The following is a 22,867-nucleotide window of genomic DNA, read 5'->3' as shown; positions in this document are numbered from 1 at the left end:
GATAATGATTATGTCACGCCAAACGCCGTCACTTTCATTTGAAGTGTTCCCTCCAAACCCAGCTGTGGGTAATGATAAAATTATTTCAGCCTTGCAAGATATGCGGGAGCTGACACCGCACTTTATCAGTGTGACTGCCAGCAATAATAAATTTAATATCAAGGAAACAACGGTTCGTTTGGCTGACTTTATCCAGAATGACTTGGCGATTCCAACTATTGCTCACTTGCCAGCTATCTATCTGACTAAGGAGAAGGTTGCAGAGACACTTGCGGACTTGGACAAGGTTGGTGTGCGAAAAATCTTGGCTTTACGTGGGGATATCATCCCTGATGTGGAACCACAAAAGGATTTTCGCTACGCAACAGATTTGATCGAGTTCATCAAGGAACAAGCGTCGCATTTTGATATTGTTGGTGCTTGCTACCCAGAGGGGCACCCTGACTCGCCAAACCAGATCTCAGATATTCAAAATCTAAAGAAAAAAGTGGATGCAGGTTGCTCAAGTCTCGTAACTCAACTTTTCTTTGACAATGAGCGTTTCTATGATTTCCAAGATAAGTGTACCTTGGCAGGGATTGATGTTCCTATTCATGCGGGTATCATGCCAATTCTGAATCGAAATCAGGCTCTCCGTCTCTTGAAAACGTGTGAGAATATCCACCTTCCACGCAAATTCAAAGCCATCTTAGACAAGTATGAGCATGACCCTGAGTCGCTCAGAGCAGCAGGACTTGCCTATGCAGTAGACCAAATTGTGGACTTGGTCACTCAGGATGTCGCAGGTGTGCATCTCTATACCATGAACAATGCTGAAACAGCAAAATACATCCATCAAGCAACCCATGCCTTGTTTAACCATCAGTCTTTAGGATAATCGATTCTTTTAGCACTTCGTCTGAAGTGGTTAGGCCGCCAGCAAACCTTCGGTTTCATGGCTAAACTGAAAGCCTTGGTCTTTCAGTTTGCCTGTAACGTTAGCAAAACTAACGTTACTTTAACCACTGAGACGATAGCTTGTCATTCACTTGCTTTTAAATGAAAAATGACAGTTGTGAGAGCTAAAGAATTCACTAAATAAAATAAACAACAAACCATTCCTCTTTTCATGGGGGAATGGTTCCTTTTTAATAGAAAAGCCCGCACTTTTTAAGAAAAATATGATAAAATAGACTCTGTACGTACTTGATACAAAGATGAGGGTATTGAATAATACAATGTATTCAAACTGCAAGGTTTAGCGACACGAGCGAGTCAAATCGATGTTATTTGACGAGGGAGTTAGTAAAGCATTTAGCTAATCGCATGATAGCGATTAGCATGAAAGGCTTAGATGCTTTAGCATCAATCCTTTCTAATGATTTGTATCTTGAGAATTGTACTCGCCTACAATTCTGTGGAAAAAGATAAATCTAGCTAGGAGCGGTCGCTCCGTCGATCGATTTCCTATTTTCCTTTGAGTTGCTTAACGGCTTAGTATCTTGAGAATTGAACACGGCCGAAAAGCTGTGTAAAAAAGATAAACTGTCTTGTCTTCATCGAAGACTTCGTCAGTTTCCTATTTTTACTTTGCTTTTGACGTCCTTGATATCTTGAGTAATTGAACACGGGCTAAATCCCTAGTGAAAAAGATAGATTTCCTGGTGTGCATCGCACACTGCGTCAATCTCCTATTTTCATACGGGATTCTTCACGCCCTTGGTATCTTGATCTTTGTAGGCAAGGCGTATAATTTCATCAATCCAAAGGGGATTAAAATGACAAAACAAGTGTTTCAAACGACTTTTGCGGGTCGTGAGTTAATCGTAGAGACTGGTCAGGTTGCTAAGCAAGCAAATGGCTCTGTTGTCGTGCGTTACGGTGAGTCAACTGTCTTGACTGCTGCCGTTATGTCTAAGAAGATGGCAACTGGGGATTTCTTCCCTCTCCAAGTCAACTACGAAGAAAAAATGTATGCGGCTGGGAAGTTTCCTGGTGGCTTTATGAAACGTGAAGGACGTCCTTCGACAGACGCGACCTTGACAGCGCGTTTGATTGACCGTCCAATCCGTCCTATGTTTGCGGAAGGTTTCCGTAATGAAGTACAAGTGATCAACACTGTGCTTTCTTACGACGAAAATGCTTCGGCACCAATGGCCGCTATGTTTGGTTCATCTTTAGCGCTTTCTATCTCAGATATTCCATTTAACGGACCAATCGCTGGGGTACAAGTAGGCTATGTAGATGGCCAAATCATCATCAACCCAAGTCAAGAACAAGCAGAGCAATCTCTTCTTGAATTGACAGTTGCAGGTACCAAGCACGCTATCAACATGGTTGAGTCTGGTGCCAAAGAATTGTCAGAAGAAATCATGTTGGAAGCCCTTCTGAAAGGACACGAAGCTGTCAAAGAATTGATTGCCTTCCAAGAAGAAATCGTTGCTGCTGTTGGTAAGGAAAAAGCAGAAGTGGAATTGCTTCATGTGGATGCTGACTTGCAAGCTGAAATCATTGCAGCTTACAACAGCGACCTCCAAAAAGCGGTTCAAGTAGAAGAAAAATTGGCCCGTGAAGCTGCAACCCAAGCGGTTAAAGACCAAGTGACTGCAGTGTATGAAGAAAAATATGCAGACCACGAAGAATTTGACCGTATCATGCGTGATGTGGCTGAAATCTTAGAACAAATGGAACACGCTGAAGTACGCCGTTTGATTACAGAAGACAAGGTGCGTCCTGATGGTCGTAAGGTTGATGAAATCCGTCCTTTAGATGCGCAGGTCGACTATCTTCCTCGTGTACATGGTTCTGGCCTTTTCACTCGTGGACAAACGCAAGCTCTTTCAGTCTTGACCTTAGCCCCAATGGGAGAAACTCAAATCATCGATGGTTTGGATCCAGAGTACAAGAAACGCTTTATGCACCACTATAACTTCCCTCAATACTCTGTAGGGGAAACTGGTCGTTACGGTGCGCCAGGTCGTCGTGAAATTGGTCACGGTGCTCTCGGTGAGCGTGCTCTTGCTCAAGTCTTGCCAAGTTTGGAAGAATTCCCATACGCGATCCGCTTGGTAGCTGAGGTCTTGGAATCAAATGGTTCTTCATCTCAAGCCTCTATCTGTGCGGGAACGCTTGCCCTTATGGCTGGTGGTGTGCCAATCAAGGCGCCAGTAGCAGGAATTGCCATGGGTCTCATCTCAGATGGAAACAACTATACAGTTTTGACAGATATCCAAGGTTTGGAAGACCACTTTGGAGACATGGACTTTAAGGTTGCCGGTACTCGTGACGGGATTACAGCCCTTCAAATGGATATCAAGATTCAAGGAATCACTGCAGAAATCTTGACAGAAGCCCTTGCTCAAGCTAAGAAAGCTCGTTTTGAAATCCTTGATGTCATCGAAGCTACTATTCCAGAAGTGCGTCCCGAATTGGCTCCAACTGCACCGAAAATTGATACCATCAAGATTGATGTGGACAAGATCAAGATTGTCATCGGTAAAGGTGGAGAAACCATCGATAAGATTATCGCTGAAACAGGCGTTAAGATTGATATCGATGAAGAAGGGAATGTTTCTATCTACTCTAGCGACCAAGATGCCATTAACCGTACCAAAGAAATCATTGCTGGCTTGGTTCGTGAAGCTAAAGTGGATGAAGTTTACCATGCCAAGGTTGTTCGTATCGAGAAATTCGGTGCCTTTGTCAATCTCTTTGACAAGACAGATGCTCTTGTTCACATTTCGGAAATGGCTTGGACGCGTACCAATAATGTCGAAGACTTGGTGGCTATTGGAGACGAAGTCGATGTCAAAGTTATCAAGATTGATGAAAAAGGCCGCATCGATGCCTCTATGAAGGCTCTTCTTCCTCGTCCTCCAAAACCTGAGCATGATGAAAAAGGTGAAAAGTCTGATCGTCCTCACCGCCCACGTCATCACAAGGATCACAAACCGAAGAAAGAATTTACACACAAACCAAAAGATTCAGAATAAGAAAAGGAGAAATGTATGGGATGGTGGCGCGAAACCATTGCTATCGTAAAAGAAAATGATCCAGCGGCGCGCACCACTTTGGAGGTTTTACTGACTTATCCAGGTGTCAAGGCCTTGGCTGCCCACCGTCTTTCGCATTTTCTCTGGAAGCATGGCTTTAAACTCTTGGCTCGGATGCACAGTCAGTTTTGGCGCTTCTGGACCCAGATTGAGATTCATCCAGGCGCTCAGATTGAGTCAGGTGTCTTTATCGACCATGGTTCTGGCTTGGTGATTGGAGAGACAGCGATTGTTGAGACGGGAGTTCTCCTTTATCATGGGGTGACTCTTGGGGGAACAGGGAAGGATGTTGGCAAACGCCATCCGACTGTCCGTCGAGGCGCGCTCATCTCTGCTCATGCTCAAGTTATTGGCCCAGTGGAAATTGGCGAAAATGCCAAAGTTGGAGCGGGGGCAGTCGTCGTGGCGGATGTGCCTAGTGATGTGACCGTAGTTGGAATCCCTGCCAAGATTGTGCGCGTCCACGGTCAGAAAGACGAGCCGACCATCCACGAGGTGGAAGAACAGCGAGAATATTATCTGGACAAGCTGGAGCATGCCCGCGAAGCCAGCCACCATTCGTCGGAGCTCTAAGAAAGACTTGTTTTGAACAGTAACAAGACATCTTACGGAGGTCTTGTCAAGGAATGCTTTAGCAAACTGTAACCCAATAGAAAAGATGAAAGAGGCTTTGCTGAAGTCCTAAAGAAAGAGAAGTTATGTTATTAGAGGAATTCGAAGATGTAGCTGGGGTTGTTGAGCCAACAGATAGGCAGATTATGGACAAGGGTGAGGTTTGTGAAACTATCATCCTGTCCTTTAATGGCGAAATTCTGAAACGTTTGATTGAGTCAGAAAAAGTCTATCAAGGAGGCTATTTAAAAAATCTTAACGGTCAATTCCCTTGGTATGTATATAATTATGATGGAAATCAAGTTGCGGTCATGACTGCGCTTATTGGAGCTCCATCAGTGATTGGCCAACTGGAGGAGTTGGCGGCCAGAGGCTTCAAGAATTTCATCATTCTAGGTTCTTGTGGCGTTTTGGATCGCTCAATTGAGGCGGACAAGATTATCCTGCCGGCTGCTGCTTTGCGAGATGAAGGCACTAGCTATCACTATGCCCCACCGGGTGACGAAGTCGCCTATGACGAGTCTCTGCTGATCGAGCTGGAAGCCATCTTTGACAAGCACGATATTGAGCATATCCGCACCAAGGCCTGGACCACAGATGCTTTCTATCGGGAAACGCCTGATAAGGTCAAGCGTCGCTTAGCTGCTGGGGCTCAAGTGGTGGACATGGAAGCTTCAGCTATCATGGCTTGGAGTCAATTTCGCAAGAGTAAAGTCTATCAGTTCTTCTACACAGCTGACTATGTGGATCATCATAACCGAACCTGGGATGCCCGCCATGAAGAGCGGACAGCTGATGCCATGACTTTTTTCACTATCGCTTTGACAATAGCAAAGGAACTAGAAAGGTAACTACAAGAATGGCAGTATATTTTTACGGCTGTATCACCATGGATGGCTACTTGGCAGACAGCCAGCACAGGATAGACTGGCTGCATCAGCTTGGTTCTGTAGAGGATACAGGCTATGATGATTTTTACAGGCAAATGGATATCACCATCATGGGCAAGCGGACCTTTGAGGAAATCCAAGATTTGCAAGATGTAGAAAGTTTTTATCAAGCTACGGAAAACTATGTCTTTACGCATGATAGGCACCTGCCTGTTAGCAATTACCAGCCAGTAGCTGGGGATGTGGTGGACTTTGTTCGCCAGATTGACAAAGGCAAAAATGTCTTTGTGATTGGTGGTAATTCCTTGGTAGGACCGCTCTTGGATGCGGATCTTTTCGACCACCTCATTATTCAGATAGCACCCCTTATCCTAGGAAAGGGGGTTCCCCTCTTTACCCAAGAGGAAGGGCAGCGCTTTTACCAACTGGATAACCTCAGACAATTTGGCCCATTTGCAGAGCTGGTTTTCAGCCGAAAAAGTCAGAAATAGAGAAGGGAGTGGACCGCATGATTAAAATTTACGACACCATGACCCGCAGCCTACGTGAATTTGTGCCCATTGAAGAGGGCAAGGTTCGCATGTATGTCTGTGGGCCAACCGTCTACAACTATATCCACGTTGGGAATGCTCGTTCAACGGTAGCCTTTGATACCATTCGTCGCTACTTTGAATATCGTGGCTATGAGGTTGCCTATATTTCCAATTTCACGGATGTAGATGATAAGATTATCAATCGCGCCAAGGAAGAAGGCATCACGCCTCAAGAGGTTGCGGACAAGTACATTGCTGCCTTTCGTGAAGACGTGACGGCCTTAGGCGTCAAACCTGCTACTCGCCATCCGCGTGTAGTGGAGTTTATGGCGGACATCATTCGTTTTGTCGCTGACTTGATTGAAAAAGGTTATGCTTACGAGAGTCAAGGGGATGTTTACTTCCGTGTGGAAAAATCCCACAACTATGCTAAGTTGGCCAATAAAACTTTGGAAGATTTGGAACTGGGTGCTTCAGGTCGTACAGATGAAGAAACAGCTCGTAAGGAAAATCCTGTGGACTTTGCCCTTTGGAAAGCTGCAAAACCAGGCGAGATTTCTTGGGATAGTCCTTGGGGACCTGGTCGTCCGGGTTGGCATATCGAGTGTTCGGTCATGTCGACAGAGATTTTGGGCGATACCATTGATATCCACGGTGGGGGAGCCGATCTGGAGTTTCCGCATCACACCAATGAAATTGCCCAGTCAGAAGCCAAAACAGGCAAGACTTTCGCCAACTACTGGATGCACAATGGTTTTGTCAACATCGACAATGTCAAGATGTCTAAGTCCTTGGACAACTTTATCACAGTCCATGATGCCCTCAAAACTCTTGATGGCCAAGTGCTTCGATTCTTCTTTGCGACTCAGCATTACCGTAAGCCTATCAACTTTACCGAAAAAGCAGTGCGGGATGCAGAGACTAATCTCAAGTATCTGAAAAATACCTATGAACAACCATTTACTGGGACTGTCGATGCTCAAGAGTTACAAGACTTTAAAGATAAGTTTGTAGCGGCTATGGATGAGGATTTCAACTCTGCCAACGGTATCACAGTTGTCTTTGAAATGGCCAAATGGATCAACTCTGGCAACTATGATGCAAGTGTTAAGAAAGCTCTTGCAGATATGTTGGAAGTCTTTGGGATTGTCTTTGTAGAGGAAGTTTTGGATGCAGACATTGAAGCCTTAATCCAAAAACGTCAAGAAGCGCGTGCTAATCGTGACTTTGCGACAGCAGACCAAATCCGTGACCAATTGGCTGCTCAAGGAATTAAACTACTGGATACAAAAGATGGAGTGAGGTGGACACGTGATTGATGTCAATCTCATTAACGGGATTGCGCTAGCTTTTGAGGGAGATGCGGTTTATTCCATGTATATCCGGCGTCACCTGATTTTTCAGGGGCTAACCAAGCCCAACAAGCTCCACCAAGAGGCGACCAAGTATGTCTCAGCCAAGGCTCAGGCTTGCTTGATTGCCCTCATGTTGGAGGAGCAAGTCTTGACGGATAAAGAAGAAGAAATCTACAAACGAGGTCGCAATACCAATAGCCACACAAAGGCTAAAAATGCTGATGTGGTGACCTATCGCATGTCTACAGGTTTTGAAGCAGTGATGGGCTATCTCCATCTGACTGAAAATGTGGAGCGTCTAGAGACCCTAATTTCTTGGTGCATCCAAAAAGTGGAGGGCTAGGATATGATTGCAAAGGAATTACAAGACTGGTTTCCTGAAGCTCAGATTTCAGATCAGCCGATTGAGAAACCAGGCTATCTTACTCTCCCTTTAGCTTCTCAGCAGTGGATTTTACTGGAGGAAGATGGGCTCAGCGAGCGTGAAAAGCAGCTGGTTGCCCTTTTGACCCAGCAAGAGCAGGCTCGTTCGCTCAATCCTTGGTATCTCTATCTGATTGAGGGGAAGGGGCAGGCACCGCAAACATTAAAAAAAATTCAGCTGGTTTATTGTCATCTTTCCTATTTTCAACAGGAAAATCTAGCCTCTTGGCTAGATATGATGCAAACTCTCTTTCCCAACTGCCAGACAGTGCTACAGGTCGGTGCTCAGGATTATGTATTTGTGCTTCAACAAGATAAGTACACCTCTGTACGAGCTATTTTAAGTGATACGATTGAAGCAGTGGAGTATGACTTTGGTCTTCGTCTGTCTATCATGTTAGGGCAGGTCTGGTCACAGACTGGGTATCAGGCCCTGTCAGATTTAATCCAAGCAGAGCGGGACTTGTTTAAGACTTGGTGGCGTCAGGGTCACCAAGGTGTTCATACCTTTTCACAACTCTATCTTTGGAGTATGGGAGAAAGGAGCGTGGACTTGAAGGTAATCAAGGAATGCCTGCACCAGATGATTTTGGATCAGGATCAGATTCAGGAAATCATTCTCTCTCTTTGGGAAAATAGTGCCGTTCTCACTAAAACAGCCCAACAACTCTACCTGCACCGCAATTCTCTCCAATACAAGATTGATAGATGGGAAGAATTGACAGGACTTCAGTTGAAGGAGTTGACCGACCTAACCTTGTGTTATCAGTTGATTTTACCAGATATTCTTTAAAGTTTTGTGCAAGTTGCACAGAACTTTTTAATTTTTTTGGTCACCTTGCCATAGAAATGTAAAGCGTTTTCATCTATAATGAAACTATCAAAATACAAAAGGAGTTCACCTCAATGGTAGAATTAAATCTTAAAAACATCTACAAAAAATATCCAAACAGCGAACACTACTCAGTTGAAGACTTCAACTTGGACATCAAAGATAAAGAGTTTATCGTTTTCGTAGGTCCTTCAGGATGTGGTAAATCAACAACTCTTCGTATGATTGCTGGTCTTGAAGACATCACAGAAGGTACTGCATCTATCGATGGCGTGGTTGTCAATGACGTAGCTCCAAAAGACCGTGACATCGCCATGGTATTCCAAAACTACGCTCTTTACCCACACATGACTGTATATGACAACATGGCTTTCGGTTTGAAATTGCGTAAATACAGCAAGGAAGATATCGACAAACGTGTGCAAGAAGCAGCAGCAATCCTTGGTTTGAAAGAATTCTTGGATCGTAAACCAGCTGACCTTTCAGGTGGTCAACGTCAACGTGTTGCCATGGGTCGTGCAATCGTCCGTGATGCAAAAGTGTTCTTGATGGACGAACCTTTGTCAAACTTGGATGCCAAACTTCGTGTATCTATGCGTGCTGAAATCGCGAAAATCCACCGTCGTATCGGAGCTACAACTATCTACGTAACCCACGACCAAACAGAAGCGATGACTCTTGCAGACCGTATCGTTATCATGTCAGCAACTAAGAACCCTGCTGGTACAGGTACTATCGGACGTGTTGAACAAATCGGTACTCCTCAAGAAGTTTACAAAAACCCAGTTAACAAGTTCGTTGCAGGATTCATCGGAAGCCCAGCTATGAACTTCATCAATGTGAAATTAGAAGGCAATGAAATTGTTTCTGACGGTTTCCGCTTGAAAGTTCCAGAAGGCGCTTTGAAAGTTCTTCGTGACAAAGGCTACGAAGGAAAAGAATTGATCTTCGGTATTCGTCCAGAAGATGTGAATGCAGAACCTGCTTTCCTTGAAACATTCCCAGAATCAGTTGTCAAAGCTACGATCTCAGTATCTGAGTTGCTTGGTTCAGAATCTCACCTTTACTGCCAAGTTGGTAAAGACGAATTTGTTGCCAAAGTGGATGCTCGTGACTACTTGCAAACAGGTGCAACAGTTGAACTTGGATTTGACTTGAACAAAGCACACTTCTTCGACGTAGAAACTGAAAAAACAGTTTACTAAGATAAATAAAATAACAAAGCACTGCAGAGTCTCTCTTGCAGTGTTTTTCTTTTAATTGCTTAGGCTAGGCATGAAAACAGGCTTTTCTAGTTTTAATATTCTTAAAAAAGTGATAAAATGGTAGGAAGAATTGGAGAGAATAAATGCCGAAAGAAGTGAATTTGTCGGGCGATGAGGTTGTCGCTTTAACGCAAAAATATTTATCGAAAGAAGATGTTGCTTTTGTACATAAAGCCTTAGTTTACGCAGTTGAATGCCATAGTGGTCAATACCGTAAATCTGGCGAGCCCTATATTATTCATCCCATTCAGGTGGCAGGGATTTTAGCTAAGCTTAAGCTAGATGCCGTGACAGTTGCCTGTGGTTTTTTGCATGACGTGGTTGAAGATACGGATGCGACATTGGATGATTTAGAGCAAGAGTTTGGTCATGAAGTTCGCATTATTGTTGATGGAGTGACTAAGCTTGGTAAGGTTGAGTACAAATCGATTGAGGAACAATTGGCTGAAAATCACCGCAAGATGCTTATGGCCATGTCTGAGGATATCCGTGTTATCTTGGTTAAATTATCGGACCGTTTGCACAATATGCGGACTCTCAAACACCTGCGAAAGGACAAGCAAGAACGGATCTCCAGAGAAACCATGGAAATCTATGCTCCACTTGCTCATCGTCTGGGGATTTCCAGCGTCAAGTGGGAGTTGGAAGACTTGTCCTTCCGCTATCTCAATCCAACTGAGTTTTACAAGATCACTCATATGATGAAGGAAAAACGCAGAGAGCGTGAGGCTTTGGTCGATGAAGTCGTGACAAAGTTAGAGGACTACACTTCCGAACGCAATCTAAAAGGGAAAATCTATGGCCGTCCCAAGCATATCTACTCTATCTATCGCAAGATGCAGGATAAGAAGAAACGCTTTGAGGAGATTTATGACCTGATTGCCATTCGCTGTATCTTGGATACCCAGAGTGATGTTTACGCCATGCTGGGTTATGTGCATGAACTTTGGAAACCTATGCCAGGCCGCTTCAAAGACTATATCGCTAACCGCAAGGCCAACGGTTACCAGTCTATCCATACGACCGTCTATGGGCCAAAAGGACCGATTGAATTCCAGATTCGGACCAAGGAAATGCACGAAGTGGCTGAGTACGGGGTTGCGGCTCACTGGGCTTATAAGAAAGGAATCAAAGGTCAGGTCAACAGCAAAGAGTCTGCGATTGGTATGAACTGGATCAAGGAGATGATGGAGCTCCAAGACCAGGCTGACGATGCCAAGGAATTTGTCGAGTCTGTTAAGGAAGAGTATCTGGCGGAGGAGATTTACGTCTTTACCCCAGATGGTGCAGTTCGCTCCCTTCCAAAAGATTCAGGCCCGATTGATTTTGCCTATGAAATCCATACCAAAGTCGGTGAAAAAGCAACTGGTGCTAAGGTCAATGGCCGTATGGTTCCTCTGACAACCAAGCTCAAAACTGGAGATCAGGTCGAAATTGTAACCAACCCCAACTCTTTTGGCCCGAGTCGTGACTGGCTCAACATGGTTAAGACCAGCAAGGCACGCAACAAGATTCGTCAGTTCTTTAAAAACCAAGACAAGGAATTGTCTGTTAATAAGGGACGCGAACTGCTGATTAATCAGCTCCAAGAGAATGGCTATGTGGCTAATAAGTATATGGACAAGCGGCACATGGACCAAGTCCTTCAAAAGACCAGCTACAAGACAGAAGACTCCCTCTTTGCTGCTATTGGTTTTGGAGAAATCAGTGCTATTACGGTCTTTAACCGTCTGACTGAAAAGGAACGCCGTGAGGAGGAACGTGCCAAAGCTAGGGCAGAGGCTGATGAGTTAGTTAAGGGTGGCGAGGTTAAGGTTGAGAATAAGGAGAAGCTCAAGGTCAAGCATGAGGGCGGTGTGGTAATCGAAGGCGCCTCAGGTCTATTAGTGCGGATTGCCAAGTGTTGTAATCCAGTGCCGGGTGACGACATTGTCGGCTACATTACTAAGGGACGCGGTGTAGCTATTCACCGTGTGGACTGTATGAATCTCCGTGCTCAAGAAAACTATGAGCAGCGTCTCCTTGATGTGGAATGGGAAGATCAATTCTCAAGCAAGGAATACACTGCTCACATCGATATCTATGGTCTAAACCGTACAGGTCTTTTGAACGATGTTCTGCAAGTTCTCTCAAACACGACAAAGAATATCTCAACCGTTAACGCCCAACCAACCAAGGATATGAAATTTGCCAATATCCATGTGTCTTTTGGCATCTCAAATCTCTCAACTCTAACGACAGTAGTTGATAAGATTAAAAGTGTGCCAGAGGTTTACTCTGTCAAACGGACCAATGGCTAAGATCTAGAAAGGATTTTTATGAAAATCGTCGTTCAACGAGTTAAGAAAGTTCAAGTGAGTATTGAAGGTCAGGTTCAGGGAAAAATCAATCAGGGGCTCTTATTGTTGGTCGGAGTAGGACCAGAGGACCAAGAGGAAGATCTGGACTATGCTGTCCGAAAGCTCGTCAACATGCGGATTTTTTCAGATGCAGAAGGCAAGATGAATCTGTCTGTCAAGGATATTGAAGGGGAAATTCTTTCTATTTCTCAGTTTACCCTTTTTGCGGACACTAAGAAAGGCAATCGTCCCGCCTTTACAGGTGCAGCCAAGCCTGATATGGCAGCTAACTTCTATAACGCTTTCAATCAAAAACTAGCTCAGGAAGTGTCCGTTCAGACAGGCATCTTTGGAGCGGATATGCAGGTTGAGCTGATCAATGACGGACCAGTCACCATTATCCTTGATACTAAAAATAGATAAGAAAACCAAGCCCAGCTGGCTTGGTTTTTGTTTATAGACACTCCCAGAAAGAGATGTGTTTGTCGTAAAAGTCTGGATAGTTTTCTCTTATGTGGCTAGCCATTATATAATAAAAAGTAGAATGACAAGAAGTAATGATTGGCATAAGAGAGGAAAATCGCTGATAACTGGTGAAGACTAAAAGGATCAATAACAGAAGATCAACTGAGAGAGTCCCTAAGTAGTAGAGGCGAATTTTTTTGTTAATCTGAGGATAAATCTCAGCGAATTGATTTTTGAGTCGGACAACCAAGCGAAATAGCAACAGTCCTTGAGCAAGGATAAAAATAAAACCAGAGAGCAGGAGCCAGTCTACAGAGGGATCGGTTTTGGAGATAAAAATTGCTAATAGTAGCAAATCGCTGAGTGCAATAGCTGCAAAATGGATTCTAAAGAGCTTTTTCATAGGAAGACCTCCCTCTTTTATCTAGCTTCATTCTACACCAAATGAATGGGACTTACAAGCAAAATAATAAAAAATTCCTGAAAGGAACTTCTTTCAGGAATAAGGGGTTAGTTGATTTTTTCGACATAGAGTTGTTTGGCGATATCGATGCTAACTTGGAGGTCTTCACCTTTGTTGACCAGTGTAAAAGTATTGGAAAAATTATCAAACTGTTTGACTTGGAGTTGGTCACCGATATGAATCTCATGCTTTTCTAAGTATTTGAGCAGATCAAAGCTATCGTGAACCCGAGTCAGGAGATAGGTGCCAGCTTCTTTGGTATCTGCTAGAGGTAGGTTGTTGATCTCAACCAAGAGTTCTCCCTTGGCTGGAATGGTTCCACCGTGGGGACAGGTTTGAGGGAAGCCAAGCAGTTTATCCAATCTCTCTACGAAGAGGTCAGATACAGTGTGCTCTAGGACCTCAGCTTCTTCGTGGATTTGATCGCTGGTATAGTCTAGATGGTGAACTAGAAAGACTTCAATCAACCGGTGTTTACGATAAAGCTCAGAGACCAGTTTGAGGCCAATATCTGTCAATAGATAGCCATTCTCCTTATCCTTGAGGATGAGATTTTCACTTTTCATGCGTTTGATCATCTCTGTTACAGCAGGTGGAGAGACCTGCATACGGGCAGCAATTTCTTTATTGGTGATTTTTTGCATTTCCGTACCGATTTCATAAATACATTTTAGGTAGTCTTCTTTATTTGGCGTCATTCGTTTCCTCTTGTCTTTTCTCTCCATCTAGTATATCAAAAAAAGCTAGATTTCTCTAGCCTTCAGCCCTAATGGCTTTGATTTTAGTCCAGTTCTTTAACTGCGGCAATGGCAGCTTCAAAGTCTGGTTCCGTGTTGATATTGTCAACGTATTCCACATAACGGATGACATTGTCAGTATCGAGAACAAAGACGGCACGCGCAAGGAGATGCCATTCGTTGATCAAGAGGGCATAATCACGCCCGAAAGAATGGTCGAAGTAGTCTGAAAGCATGATGGCATTGTCAAGGCCTTCAGCCCCACACCAGCGTCCTTGGGCAAATGGTAGGTCCATAGAAACGGTGAGAACGACGGTATTGTCAAGGCTAGCAAGTTCTTGGTTAAAACGACGTGTTTGCGTTGAGCAGATACCAGTATCGATAGATGGGACAACACTCAAGACTTTTTTCTTTCCGTCAAAGTCAGCTAGCGTTTTTTTAGAGAGATCGGTTGTCGTAAGAGAAAAGTCAAGTGCCTTGTCTCCGACTTGCAGTTGTTTACCTGTAAAGGTTACAGGATTTCCGAGAAAAGTGGTCATGAAACTACTCCATTCTTTTTTCTTTTATTTTACCGAGAATTGTCAGATTTTTCCAATGATTTGACTGGAAAGTGAAAACAAAAAAAAACGCCAGTTCATGTGAGAACGACGTTTTTTAATGGATTATTTTGACAAACCTTCAGCAATCTTGTCAAGGTTGTATTTCATCATGTTGTAGTAGCTGTCACCTTCTTTACCTTCTTCAGCGATTGAGTCAGTAAAGATTTGTGCGTAGATTGGGATATTTGTGTCTTGTGAAACAGTCTTCATTGGACGGTCATCGACACTTGACTCAACAAAGAGAGATGGAACTTTTGTTTGGCGAAGTTTTTCAACCAAGGTTTTGATTTGTTCAGGAGTACCTTCTTCTTCTGTGTTGATTTCCCAGATGTAGGCACTTGGGACACCGTAGGCTTTAGAGAAGTATTTGAAGCATCCTTCGCTGGTTACGATGAGTTTCTTCTCAGCAGGGATATTGTTAAATTTCTCTTTGGCTTCCCTGTCCAGTTTGTCTAGTTTTTCAGTATAGTCTTTGAGATTTTTTTCGTAGAATTCCTTGTTGCTAGGATCCTTAGCGATCAGCTGTTTAGCGATATTTTTAGCATAAATCATCCCATTTTCAAGGTTGAGCCAAGCGTGTGGATCTTCTTTGCCTTTCTCGTTTTGGCCCTCAAGGTAGATAACATCAACGCCTTCGCTAACTGCAAAGTAGTCTTTGTTTTCAGTTTTCTTGGCATTTTCTACTAATTTGGTAAACCAAGCATTGCCACCTGTTTCAAGGTTGATACCGTTATAGAAAATCAAATCAGCTTGAGAAGTTTTCTTAACGTCTTCAGGAAGTGGTTCGTATTCGTGTGGGTCTTGACCAACAGGAACGATACTGTGAAGATCAATCTTGTCACCAGCGATATTCTTGGTAATATCAGCGATGATTGAGTTTGTAGCAACAACTTTTAGTTTTTGACCAGAAGCTGCATCTTTTTTTCCGCTAGTACATGCGACAAGAGCAATAACAGAAAGAAAGAGAACAAGAAATGTACCTAATTTTTTCATTAGATTCCTCCGATTTTGGGCTCGTGCCCGATTATTTTAACATAGTTTTATTTTTTAGTTTCAAGTATCGTTGCTTTGGTGCGATAAAGAAACTGATTAAAAAGAAGCTGGCGGATGTGAGCACGATGCTGGATCCTGCTGCGAGATTGAAGCTATAGCCGACAAAGAGTCCCAAAACAGAAGCGGTTGCTCCTAGGGTTGATGAAAGAAAAATCATGCTCTTTAGGCTATTGGCATAAAGGTAAGCCGTCGCAGCTGGGGTGATCAACATGGCCACGATAAGAATAGTTCCAACACTTTGCATGGCAGTGACTGACACAAGGGTCAAGAGCACCATGAGCAGATAGTGGTAGAAATTAACGGGCATTCCCATGGCTTTAGCCAGAAGCTCGTCAAAGGATGTAATCAATAGTTGTTTAAAGAAAATCCCGATAATCAAGAGAATCAATGCCCCCATACCAATGGTAATCCACATGTCTGTATCTTGGACAGCGAGGATATTCCCAAAAAGGATATGGAAGAGGTCTGTCGAACTCTTGGCAACACTAATCAAGATGACACCTAAGGCTAAGAAAGATGAAAAGGTAATACCAATGGCGGTGTCACTCTTGATGATAGAGTTTCCCTTGATGTAGGTAATGATGATGGAAGCCATCAAACCAAAGATGATCGCTCCAATAAAGAAATCAATTCCCAGGATAAAGGAAAGGGCTACGCCGGGCAAAACTGCGTGAGAGATGGCATCCCCCATGAGAGACATTCCACGCAGGATGATAAAACATCCCACAGCTCCAGCAACCACTCCGATGACAATAGCTGTGATCAAGGCGTTTTGTAGGAAATGGAAATTTTGCAATCCATTGATAAATTCTGCTATCATAGGTCACCTCCATTGAAAAAGAGTTTGCTACCATAAGCCTTTTTGAGATTGGCCTCGGTAAAGGTTTCTTCGGTCGGACCAAGGTCTATTAATTCTCGATTGAGAAGCAAAACTTGGTCGAAATAATGGGGGACTTTACTGAGGTCATGATGGACGATGAGAACTGTTTTACCAGCTTTTTTAAGGTCTCTCAGCGTATTCATGATAATCTCTTCACTAACCGAATCAATCCCGACAAATGGCTCATCTAGAAAGATGTAGTCAGCTTCCTGCACTAAGCAACGGGCAATCAAAACACGTTGGAATTGTCCTCCTGAGAGCTGGCTGATTTGGCGATCAGCATAGTCTGAAAGTCCAACGATTTCAAGTGCATCTGCCACTTTTTTCCAGTGGCTGGCCTTTAAAGTGTGAAAGAGCGGGATAGATGGATAGAGTCCCAGTGAGACACATTCCTTGACTTTGATAGGGAAATTGTAGTCGATATGGATTTTTTGCTCGACATAGGCAACTCGATTTAAAGATTTCTTGACTTCTTTGTCGTCGAGAAAGGCCTGACCTTCATGTGGGATAATTCCCAACATACCTTTTAATAAAGTTGATTTTCCAGCACCATTTGGACCAATAATTCCGGTAATCGTTGGTCCTTGGAGCACTAGTGAGATATCCTTTAGTGCCAACGTTTCTTTGTAGGAGACACTGAGGTGTTCAATACGTATCATAACAAATTCCTCCCTCCTGTATTTAATATACATTAAAAAAAAAATTAAGTCAAGTTAATTTTTTAAAAATTTAATAAAATAACAGTAAAATGAAACTGACAAGAAGTTCATTTTTAATTGCATTCCCTAGATTTTTTTGCTAAGCTAGGAATAAGTGAAAATATGAAAGCGAGAACAAGATGACACGTTATCAAGACGATTTTTATGATGCAATCAATGGCGAATGGGAAAAAACAGCTGTCATTCCAGCTGATAAATCTCGAACAGGTGGTTTTATTGACCTTGATGAGGAAATTGAAGAGTTAATGCTGGCGACTACGGACAAGTGGTTGGAAGGCGAAGATGTTCCAGAGGATGCTATCCTTGCAAACTTTGTTAAGTACCATCGTATGGTACGTGATTTTGACAAGAGAGAAGCAGATGGAATCAAGCCTGTCCTTCCTCTACTCAAGGAATACCAAGATTTGGAGAGCTTTGCAGATTTCACTAGCAAACTGGCAGAGTTTGAACTAGCTGGTAAGCCAAATTTTCTTCCTTTTGGTGTATCACCAGACTTTATGGATGCCAGAACCAATGTTCTCTGGGCCAGTGCACCAGGGACGATTTTACCAGATACAACTTATTACGCTGAAGACCATCCTCAGCGTGAGGAACTCTTGACTCTTTGGAAGGAAAGTACTACGAATCTTCTCAAAGCCTATGATTTTTCAGATGAGGAAATCGCAGACCTGCTAGAGAAACGATTGGAATTGGATCGTCGCATTGCGGCTGTGGTGCTTTCTAACGAAGAAAGTTCAGAATATGCCAAACTCTACCATCCATACGCTTATGAAGATTTTAAGAAATTTGCTCCTGCCCTACCTTTGGATGATTTCTTCCAAGCAGTTCTTGGACAAACTCCAGATAAGGTTATCGTAGACGAGGAACGTTTCTGGCAAGCAGCAGATCAATTCTATAGTGAAGAAGCATGGCCTCTACTCAAAGCAACCTTGATTTTGGGTGTGGTCAATCTTTCAACCAGCTATCTCACAGACGAGATTCGTATCTTGTCAGGTGCCTACGGACGTGCCCTTTCAGGTGTTCCAGAAGCTCAGGACAAGGTCAAGGCAGCTTATCACTTGGCCCAAGGTCCTTTCAAGCAAGCTCTTGGTCTCTGGTATGCGCATGAAAAATTCTCCCCAGAAGCTAAGGCAGACGTAGAGAAAAAAGTAGCGACTATGATTGACGTTTATAAGGAACGCTTGGCCAAGAACGACTGGCTAACTCCTGAAACGCGTGATAAGGCCATTGTCAAACTCAATGTCATCAAGCCTTATATCGGTTATCCAGAGGAATTGCCAGAACGCTACAAGGACAAAGTAGTAGATGAAACTGCCAGTCTTTTTGAGAATGCCCTAGCCTTTGCGCGTGTGGAAATCAAGCACAGCTGGAGCAAGTGGAACCAACCGGTTGACTACAAGGAGTGGGGGATGCCTGCTCACATGGTTAATGCCTACTACAATCCTCAGAAGAACTTGATTGTCTTCCCAGCTGCTATTTTACAGGCTCCATTCTATGATTTGCATCAGTCGTCTTCTGCCAACTACGGTGGTATTGGTGCTGTTATTGCTCACGAGATTTCTCATGCCTTTGACACAAATGGCGCGTCCTTTGATGAAAATGGTAGTCTTAAGGATTGGTGGACAGAAAGCGACTATGCTGCCTTTAAAGAAAAAACGCAGAAAGTTATCGACCAGTTTGATGGACAAGAATCTTACGGCGCAACGATCAACGGAAAACTAACTGTATCAGAAAATGTTGCCGACTTGGGAGGAATTGCTGCAGCCCTTGAAGCAGCCAAGAGAGAGCCAGACTTCTCAGCTGAAGAATTCTTCCACAACTTTGCTCGTATCTGGCGCATGAAAGGTCGTCCAGAGTTGATGAAACTCATGGCTAGTGTTGACGTGCACGCGCCAGCTAAACTCCGTGTCAACATCCAAGTACCAAACTTCGATGACTTCTTTACAACTTATGATGTCAAAGAAGGCGACGGTATGTGGCGTTCACCAGAGGATCGTGTGATTATTTGGTAAGACTAAAACCAAGGATAGCATCCTTGGTTTTTTGCTTGCTAGAAAAAGGGATTGAAGGTCTTTTCGTGAGCGATGGTCGTAGCTGGACCGTGTCCAGGATAGACATCGTAGTTAGGGAGAGTAAAGAGTTGCGTCTGAATGCTATGGAGGAGTTGTTCCGTGCTACCTGTAGGAAGGTCTGTTCGTCCGATGGTTTCGCGGAAAAGAGCATCTCCGGTCAAGACTAGATGAGCATCAGGAAAGACGATAGAAACACCGCCAATAGAGTGTCCTGGGGTTGGTAGAACTGTAAAACGGAATTCCTCAAGCTGGTATTCTTCATGAAAGACAAAGGTGTGTTCTGCAGGTTTTGCGACCACATCTGCCATATCATCGTGACGAGGTAGGCCAGAGAGATTGTCAACGGGGGTATAGAGCCAGCTAGCTTCACTCTCTGCTACATAAACTGGGGGATTTCCAAAAGTATCACGAACCAAGTCCAGACTCATAATATGGTCGTAGTGGGTGTGGGTCAGGAGAATCGCACAGACTGGTTTGTTGATTTTCTCAATAGTCTTGCGGATAGCTTCCCAATGGCTACCTGGGTCAACCACAATCAGGTGTTGATCTCCTTCCAGGTAATAAGTATTTTCATAGGCAACGGGATTGACAGTTTTATGGATTCTCATAGGATTTCCTCTCTCAAAGAATGTACTGATATCAGTATAACACAGAAGAGAAGGCTTAGGGTATCAGAAAGTATTTTTCTACCTTAACGATTTTTCCAAGCTTGGTAGCGGGTGTCAATCAAGAGTTGAGTTAGGCGTCCCATGGTTTCTCTTTCTTCGGGAGTGAGAGATTGAGCTTGGACAAAGAGATGGTGAATGTGTTCAATGACCTTGAAGGAAGAAAGATCGTTGATAGAGGAGATGCCTGCATCAAGAATGATTCCAAAAAAGAGGTCGAAGTAGAGCTGTAGTTCCGTATCAGGGACTGTCTCCACCCATTCCTTGAAGGTAGTATCGACTTGCTGGCTGTCACTATTGGTCTCATCCAGTTGGACAAAGTGTTTGTCTTCAACCTGCCAACTAAAGGTGTCATGCTGGGCAATACCACCTAGGGCAGTGCTTCGAACGACGATTTTTTTGTCAGGAATTTCCAGCATCATCCCGATGATAGAACCTTGTGGGACAAATACTTTTGTTCTTTCCATCATGTTTTGATATCCAGCTGTTTCGGTTAGTTCCTTGTGAAGTCCAGGGGCATCAAAAGTATAGACAGCAACAATGTTTTTTTGTAAGAGTGTATCGAGTTGACTAGCAGCATAGACGGCTAGATTGCCCCCTTTGGAGTGTCCTGCTAGGATGACCTTTTGGTTGGGGTGTTGGGCAAAAAAGTCCTGTAAATACTGGAGGGCATGTTTTTGAGCTGGGATTTCTTTCATATAGGTCATATGGAAATCTTCTTTCCAACCGATGATACTGTCGTCAGTTCCACGAAAAACAAGCACATAGGTATCGAGACTGATACGATAAGTCATAGCTGCGAACTGTTTTTGCAATTCAGGATCGATATCGTTGATAAAGTCTGAGAGCTTGCAATTTTTAAAGCGTTTGTGTTGAGCGAGTTGATCCAATAACTGGAGGCGGTTTTTGCTGGTCAGCATCGTCGTTTCTCTAGGGATTTGAGGTGCAAGATCTATGAGGCGCTGGGGTTCTTGAGCGACTAAATCATCAAAAGGAAGATAGGTTAATTCGGTCAAGGCAAGAACATCTAACTCGTTCACGGGAAGGTCATAAAAGGAATCATATGCTACATCATTCAAGTAGTCAAAAATATTGGCCATAAAAGCTCCTTTCTCTATGTTTATCCTATCACATTTACCTAGAATTAGCTAGTAGGCTTGTTTGGATGACCTAGCAGGGATTGATTCAGATATATAGAAGACAGGCTGCTCCTATTTCAAACCTCTAAACGAGCTTACTTGTATATTTTTGCTATCAATCCCATTTTCCTTTAAAAAATTCTTCATCTCATTTACATCATCAGGCTGACCTGTGATGAGATAGCTGGCTTGATTGCCGTATTCATCAATAGCACGTTTTAAAAATTCTTGACTTTGAAAAAATTCATCGCTTGTTTTATAAGTAAAATTCGATGTTTTCTGAGCTAGTTCCTTCATTTCTTTATCAAAAATAGTCACTCCTTTGTCAAAATGATTGAGTACAATCGGGCATTTACCAGCCCATTCTTTGATAAGGGGGCGTAGAGCAGAAATGCCGACATCAGATGCAAAGCAAACTAGTGGCTGATTCATATCTTTAACGGTCAAAGAGGAATCCAGCCAACTCATCTCAATCTCACTGCCAGCCGGTAAATGTGTCAAGGTTTCCTTAAAGAGGCTACCACTATTATGAGTCAAAATGAGAATTTCATCTTCATCAGGTGTGGAGGCAATGGTTAGCCATCGACTGGTTTGCTCTCCCTTAGCTTCATATTTACTAGCAGTAGACGAGGTATCAGGGAGTGTAAACTTAGCATAAGCCCCAGCTTTCCAGATTTGATGACTCGGTTTTGTGATATGAATTAAATATAGATCTCCGCTGGGGTTTTCGATGGATTTTATCGATAATGTCTGACTTCGTCCAAGGTAGGCGATGGCACCCCAAGTTATAAGGCCTAAGACTCCAAGTGTTGATAGAATGATAATAAACATTTTTTTACCTCTTTTCATTTTTTATGACTCCTGTTCTCAATTTTATGAATGAATTAAAAACAAATTCATTCATATTTTTCCAAAAAATAAAGAAATCCATTCTTTATTTTAGAACTCCTTTTATGAAGTTGGTTGCAAGTATTTCAACGGTCTTGCCAATATCTGGAAAATCTTTTTCCGTGATATGCATATCCATGTAGTAAAATAGGTTGTAAACTTGTAAGATATCTTGAATCTTTTCTGGCGAGTACCCTTCAGCCTGCATACGATTTGTAAAAGTTTTAACTAGAAACTGATGAAATGGATTTGCGACTTTGCCTTCCTCCGAGGAATAGTAGCTGTGTAACTCATCTGCTATGGCAGGATTATACCATTCTGCAAGGATTTTATTGGAAGAAACGAGAGTTCTGGACTGAGCAAAGAGTTGACCAATGAGGTCGGTCATGTCAATTTCCCAATCTAGTTCTTCGATCATAGCTTGGCGAACACGGTTGTTTTCATCTATATAGATGTCTAGAAAAATGGCTTCTTTACTTTCGTAATAGTTATAAAAAGAGCCAACTGCCACCCCAGCTTGCCTAGCAATTTCTGAAATTCCTGTCGCCTTGTAACCCTTTTTCGAAAAAACGTCATAGGCTGCTGTCTTTAAAGATTGTTTTTTGTCCAATATGATTTAACCTCCTTTGTTTTATGAATGAATAAATCGATTTGTTCATTCATATTCTAACAAATCATGGCTGGCTTGTCAATAAGAAGGCTAGATCTATTAAATAAGTTAAAGAAACGCTAACTAAATGAGCACAAAAAGGAAAATATAGGATAAGGCTGGAACTATAATTAAAAATAAGGTATGATATCAGTGGGAATGTTCTCTATTTAGCATCTGTTTACTAATCTGAATTTGAAAAATAGGTAGCTAGACAATTGAGGTACTAATCCAGAGAATTTTTTTAAGGGGTTTGAT

The 22,867-nt window shown here is 43.0% G+C and carries 22 protein-coding genes; 12 read left to right on the top strand and 10 right to left on the bottom strand.

Translation table 11 applies throughout. The features are described 5' to 3' along the window. Positions 1-10 precede the first annotated feature (10 nt). The 11 genes from metF to dtd all read left to right on the top strand — a co-directional run bounded on the left by metF (position 11) and on the right by dtd (position 12,703). Positions 11-877, top strand: coding sequence for a methylenetetrahydrofolate reductase [NAD(P)H] (gene metF, locus MK403_RS01825; RefSeq protein WP_268708842.1), 867 nt, complete (start codon positions 11-13; stop codon positions 875-877). 880 nt (positions 878-1,757) lie between these two features. After that, complete coding sequence (gene pnp / locus MK403_RS01820; protein WP_268708778.1) at positions 1,758-3,971, top strand: polyribonucleotide nucleotidyltransferase; 2,214 nt, start codon at positions 1,758-1,760, stop codon at positions 3,969-3,971. Between the two features lie 15 nt (positions 3,972-3,986). Continuing rightward, positions 3,987-4,604, top strand: a complete 618-nt coding sequence (gene cysE, locus MK403_RS01815; RefSeq protein ID WP_268708777.1) for a serine O-acetyltransferase — start codon at positions 3,987-3,989, stop codon at positions 4,602-4,604. Positions 4,605-4,729: 125 nt separating this feature from the next. Then, on the top strand, positions 4,730-5,494 hold the full coding sequence (locus MK403_RS01810; protein WP_268708776.1) for a nucleoside phosphorylase: 765 nt from the start codon (positions 4,730-4,732) through the stop codon (positions 5,492-5,494). An 8-nt stretch (positions 5,495-5,502) separates the two neighbouring features. Continuing rightward, complete coding sequence (locus MK403_RS01805) at positions 5,503-6,024, top strand: dihydrofolate reductase family protein (RefSeq protein ID WP_125424703.1); 522 nt, start codon at positions 5,503-5,505, stop codon at positions 6,022-6,024. A gap of 17 nt (positions 6,025-6,041) precedes the next feature. After that, complete coding sequence (gene cysS, locus MK403_RS01800; protein ID WP_268708775.1) at positions 6,042-7,385, top strand: cysteine--tRNA ligase; 1,344 nt, start codon at positions 6,042-6,044, stop codon at positions 7,383-7,385. Beyond that, on the top strand, positions 7,378-7,764 hold the full coding sequence (locus MK403_RS01795; protein ID WP_268708774.1) for a Mini-ribonuclease 3: 387 nt from the start codon (positions 7,378-7,380) through the stop codon (positions 7,762-7,764). The genes cysS and MK403_RS01795 overlap by 8 nt, the downstream gene beginning before the upstream one ends. A gap of 3 nt (positions 7,765-7,767) precedes the next feature. Continuing rightward, a complete protein-coding gene (locus tag MK403_RS01790; protein ID WP_268708773.1) occupies positions 7,768-8,637 on the top strand; it encodes a PucR family transcriptional regulator in 870 nt (289 codons plus the stop codon). A gap of 113 nt (positions 8,638-8,750) precedes the next feature. Then, positions 8,751-9,881, top strand: a complete 1,131-nt coding sequence (locus MK403_RS01785; RefSeq protein WP_084949178.1) for an ABC transporter ATP-binding protein — start codon at positions 8,751-8,753, stop codon at positions 9,879-9,881. 143 nt (positions 9,882-10,024) lie between these two features. Beyond that, positions 10,025-12,241, top strand: a complete 2,217-nt coding sequence (locus tag MK403_RS01780; protein ID WP_125394771.1) for a RelA/SpoT family protein — start codon at positions 10,025-10,027, stop codon at positions 12,239-12,241. 18 nt (positions 12,242-12,259) lie between these two features. Continuing rightward, positions 12,260-12,703, top strand: a complete 444-nt coding sequence (gene dtd / locus MK403_RS01775) for a D-aminoacyl-tRNA deacylase (RefSeq protein WP_268708772.1) — start codon at positions 12,260-12,262, stop codon at positions 12,701-12,703. 31 nt (positions 12,704-12,734) lie between these two features. Here the strand turns inward: dtd and MK403_RS01770 are convergent, their stop codons facing one another. The 6 genes from MK403_RS01770 to MK403_RS01745 form a co-directional block, all read right to left on the bottom strand. Then, positions 12,735-13,148, bottom strand: coding sequence for a hypothetical protein (locus tag MK403_RS01770; protein ID WP_125394773.1), 414 nt, complete (start codon positions 13,146-13,148; stop codon positions 12,735-12,737). 107 nt (positions 13,149-13,255) lie between these two features. Then, positions 13,256-13,906: a metal-dependent transcriptional regulator gene (locus MK403_RS01765; RefSeq protein ID WP_125394774.1), complete on the bottom strand. Its 651-nt coding sequence runs from the start codon at positions 13,904-13,906 to the stop codon at positions 13,256-13,258. Positions 13,907-13,989: 83 nt separating this feature from the next. Further along, positions 13,990-14,484, bottom strand: a complete 495-nt coding sequence (gene tpx / locus MK403_RS01760; RefSeq protein WP_049489569.1) for a thiol peroxidase — start codon at positions 14,482-14,484, stop codon at positions 13,990-13,992. A gap of 123 nt (positions 14,485-14,607) precedes the next feature. Then, entirely contained in the window at positions 14,608-15,537 is a 930-nt protein-coding gene (locus MK403_RS01755) for a metal ABC transporter substrate-binding protein (protein WP_125394775.1), read from the bottom strand. Positions 15,538-15,568: 31 nt separating this feature from the next. Next, positions 15,569-16,417 carry a metal ABC transporter permease gene (locus MK403_RS01750; protein ID WP_125394776.1) on the bottom strand — a complete coding sequence of 283 codons (849 nt, stop codon included), beginning with the start codon at positions 16,415-16,417 and terminating at the stop codon, positions 15,569-15,571. Next, positions 16,414-17,136, bottom strand: a complete 723-nt coding sequence (locus MK403_RS01745; protein ID WP_125394777.1) for a metal ABC transporter ATP-binding protein — start codon at positions 17,134-17,136, stop codon at positions 16,414-16,416. The genes MK403_RS01750 and MK403_RS01745 overlap by 4 nt, the downstream gene beginning before the upstream one ends. A gap of 179 nt (positions 17,137-17,315) precedes the next feature. Between MK403_RS01745 and MK403_RS01740 the strand changes: the two genes are divergently transcribed. Then, positions 17,316-19,208: a M13 family metallopeptidase gene (locus MK403_RS01740; protein WP_268708771.1), complete on the top strand. Its 1,893-nt coding sequence runs from the start codon at positions 17,316-17,318 to the stop codon at positions 19,206-19,208. 38 nt (positions 19,209-19,246) lie between these two features. Here the strand turns inward: MK403_RS01740 and MK403_RS01735 are convergent, their stop codons facing one another. The 4 genes from MK403_RS01735 to MK403_RS01720 form a co-directional block, all read right to left on the bottom strand. Beyond that, complete coding sequence (locus MK403_RS01735; protein WP_268708770.1) at positions 19,247-19,876, bottom strand: MBL fold metallo-hydrolase; 630 nt, start codon at positions 19,874-19,876, stop codon at positions 19,247-19,249. Between the two features lie 83 nt (positions 19,877-19,959). Further along, the gene (locus MK403_RS01730) at positions 19,960-21,033 is read right to left on the bottom strand and encodes a DUF2974 domain-containing protein (RefSeq protein ID WP_268708769.1); all 1,074 of its coding nucleotides are present in this window, start codon (positions 21,031-21,033) and stop codon (positions 19,960-19,962) included. Between the two features lie 111 nt (positions 21,034-21,144). After that, positions 21,145-21,921 (bottom strand): ferredoxin reductase domain-containing protein, encoded by a 777-nt coding sequence (locus MK403_RS01725; RefSeq protein ID WP_125424724.1) that lies wholly within the window; start codon positions 21,919-21,921, stop codon positions 21,145-21,147. Between the two features lie 85 nt (positions 21,922-22,006). Then, the gene (locus tag MK403_RS01720; RefSeq protein ID WP_268708841.1) at positions 22,007-22,576 is read right to left on the bottom strand and encodes a TetR/AcrR family transcriptional regulator; all 570 of its coding nucleotides are present in this window, start codon (positions 22,574-22,576) and stop codon (positions 22,007-22,009) included. Positions 22,577-22,867 lie beyond the last annotated feature (291 nt).

This window comes from Streptococcus oralis, assembly GCF_026782285.1.
Classification (GTDB): domain Bacteria; phylum Bacillota; class Bacilli; order Lactobacillales; family Streptococcaceae; genus Streptococcus; species Streptococcus oralis_CG.
This window is presented reverse-complemented; position numbering and strand designations above follow the sequence as displayed.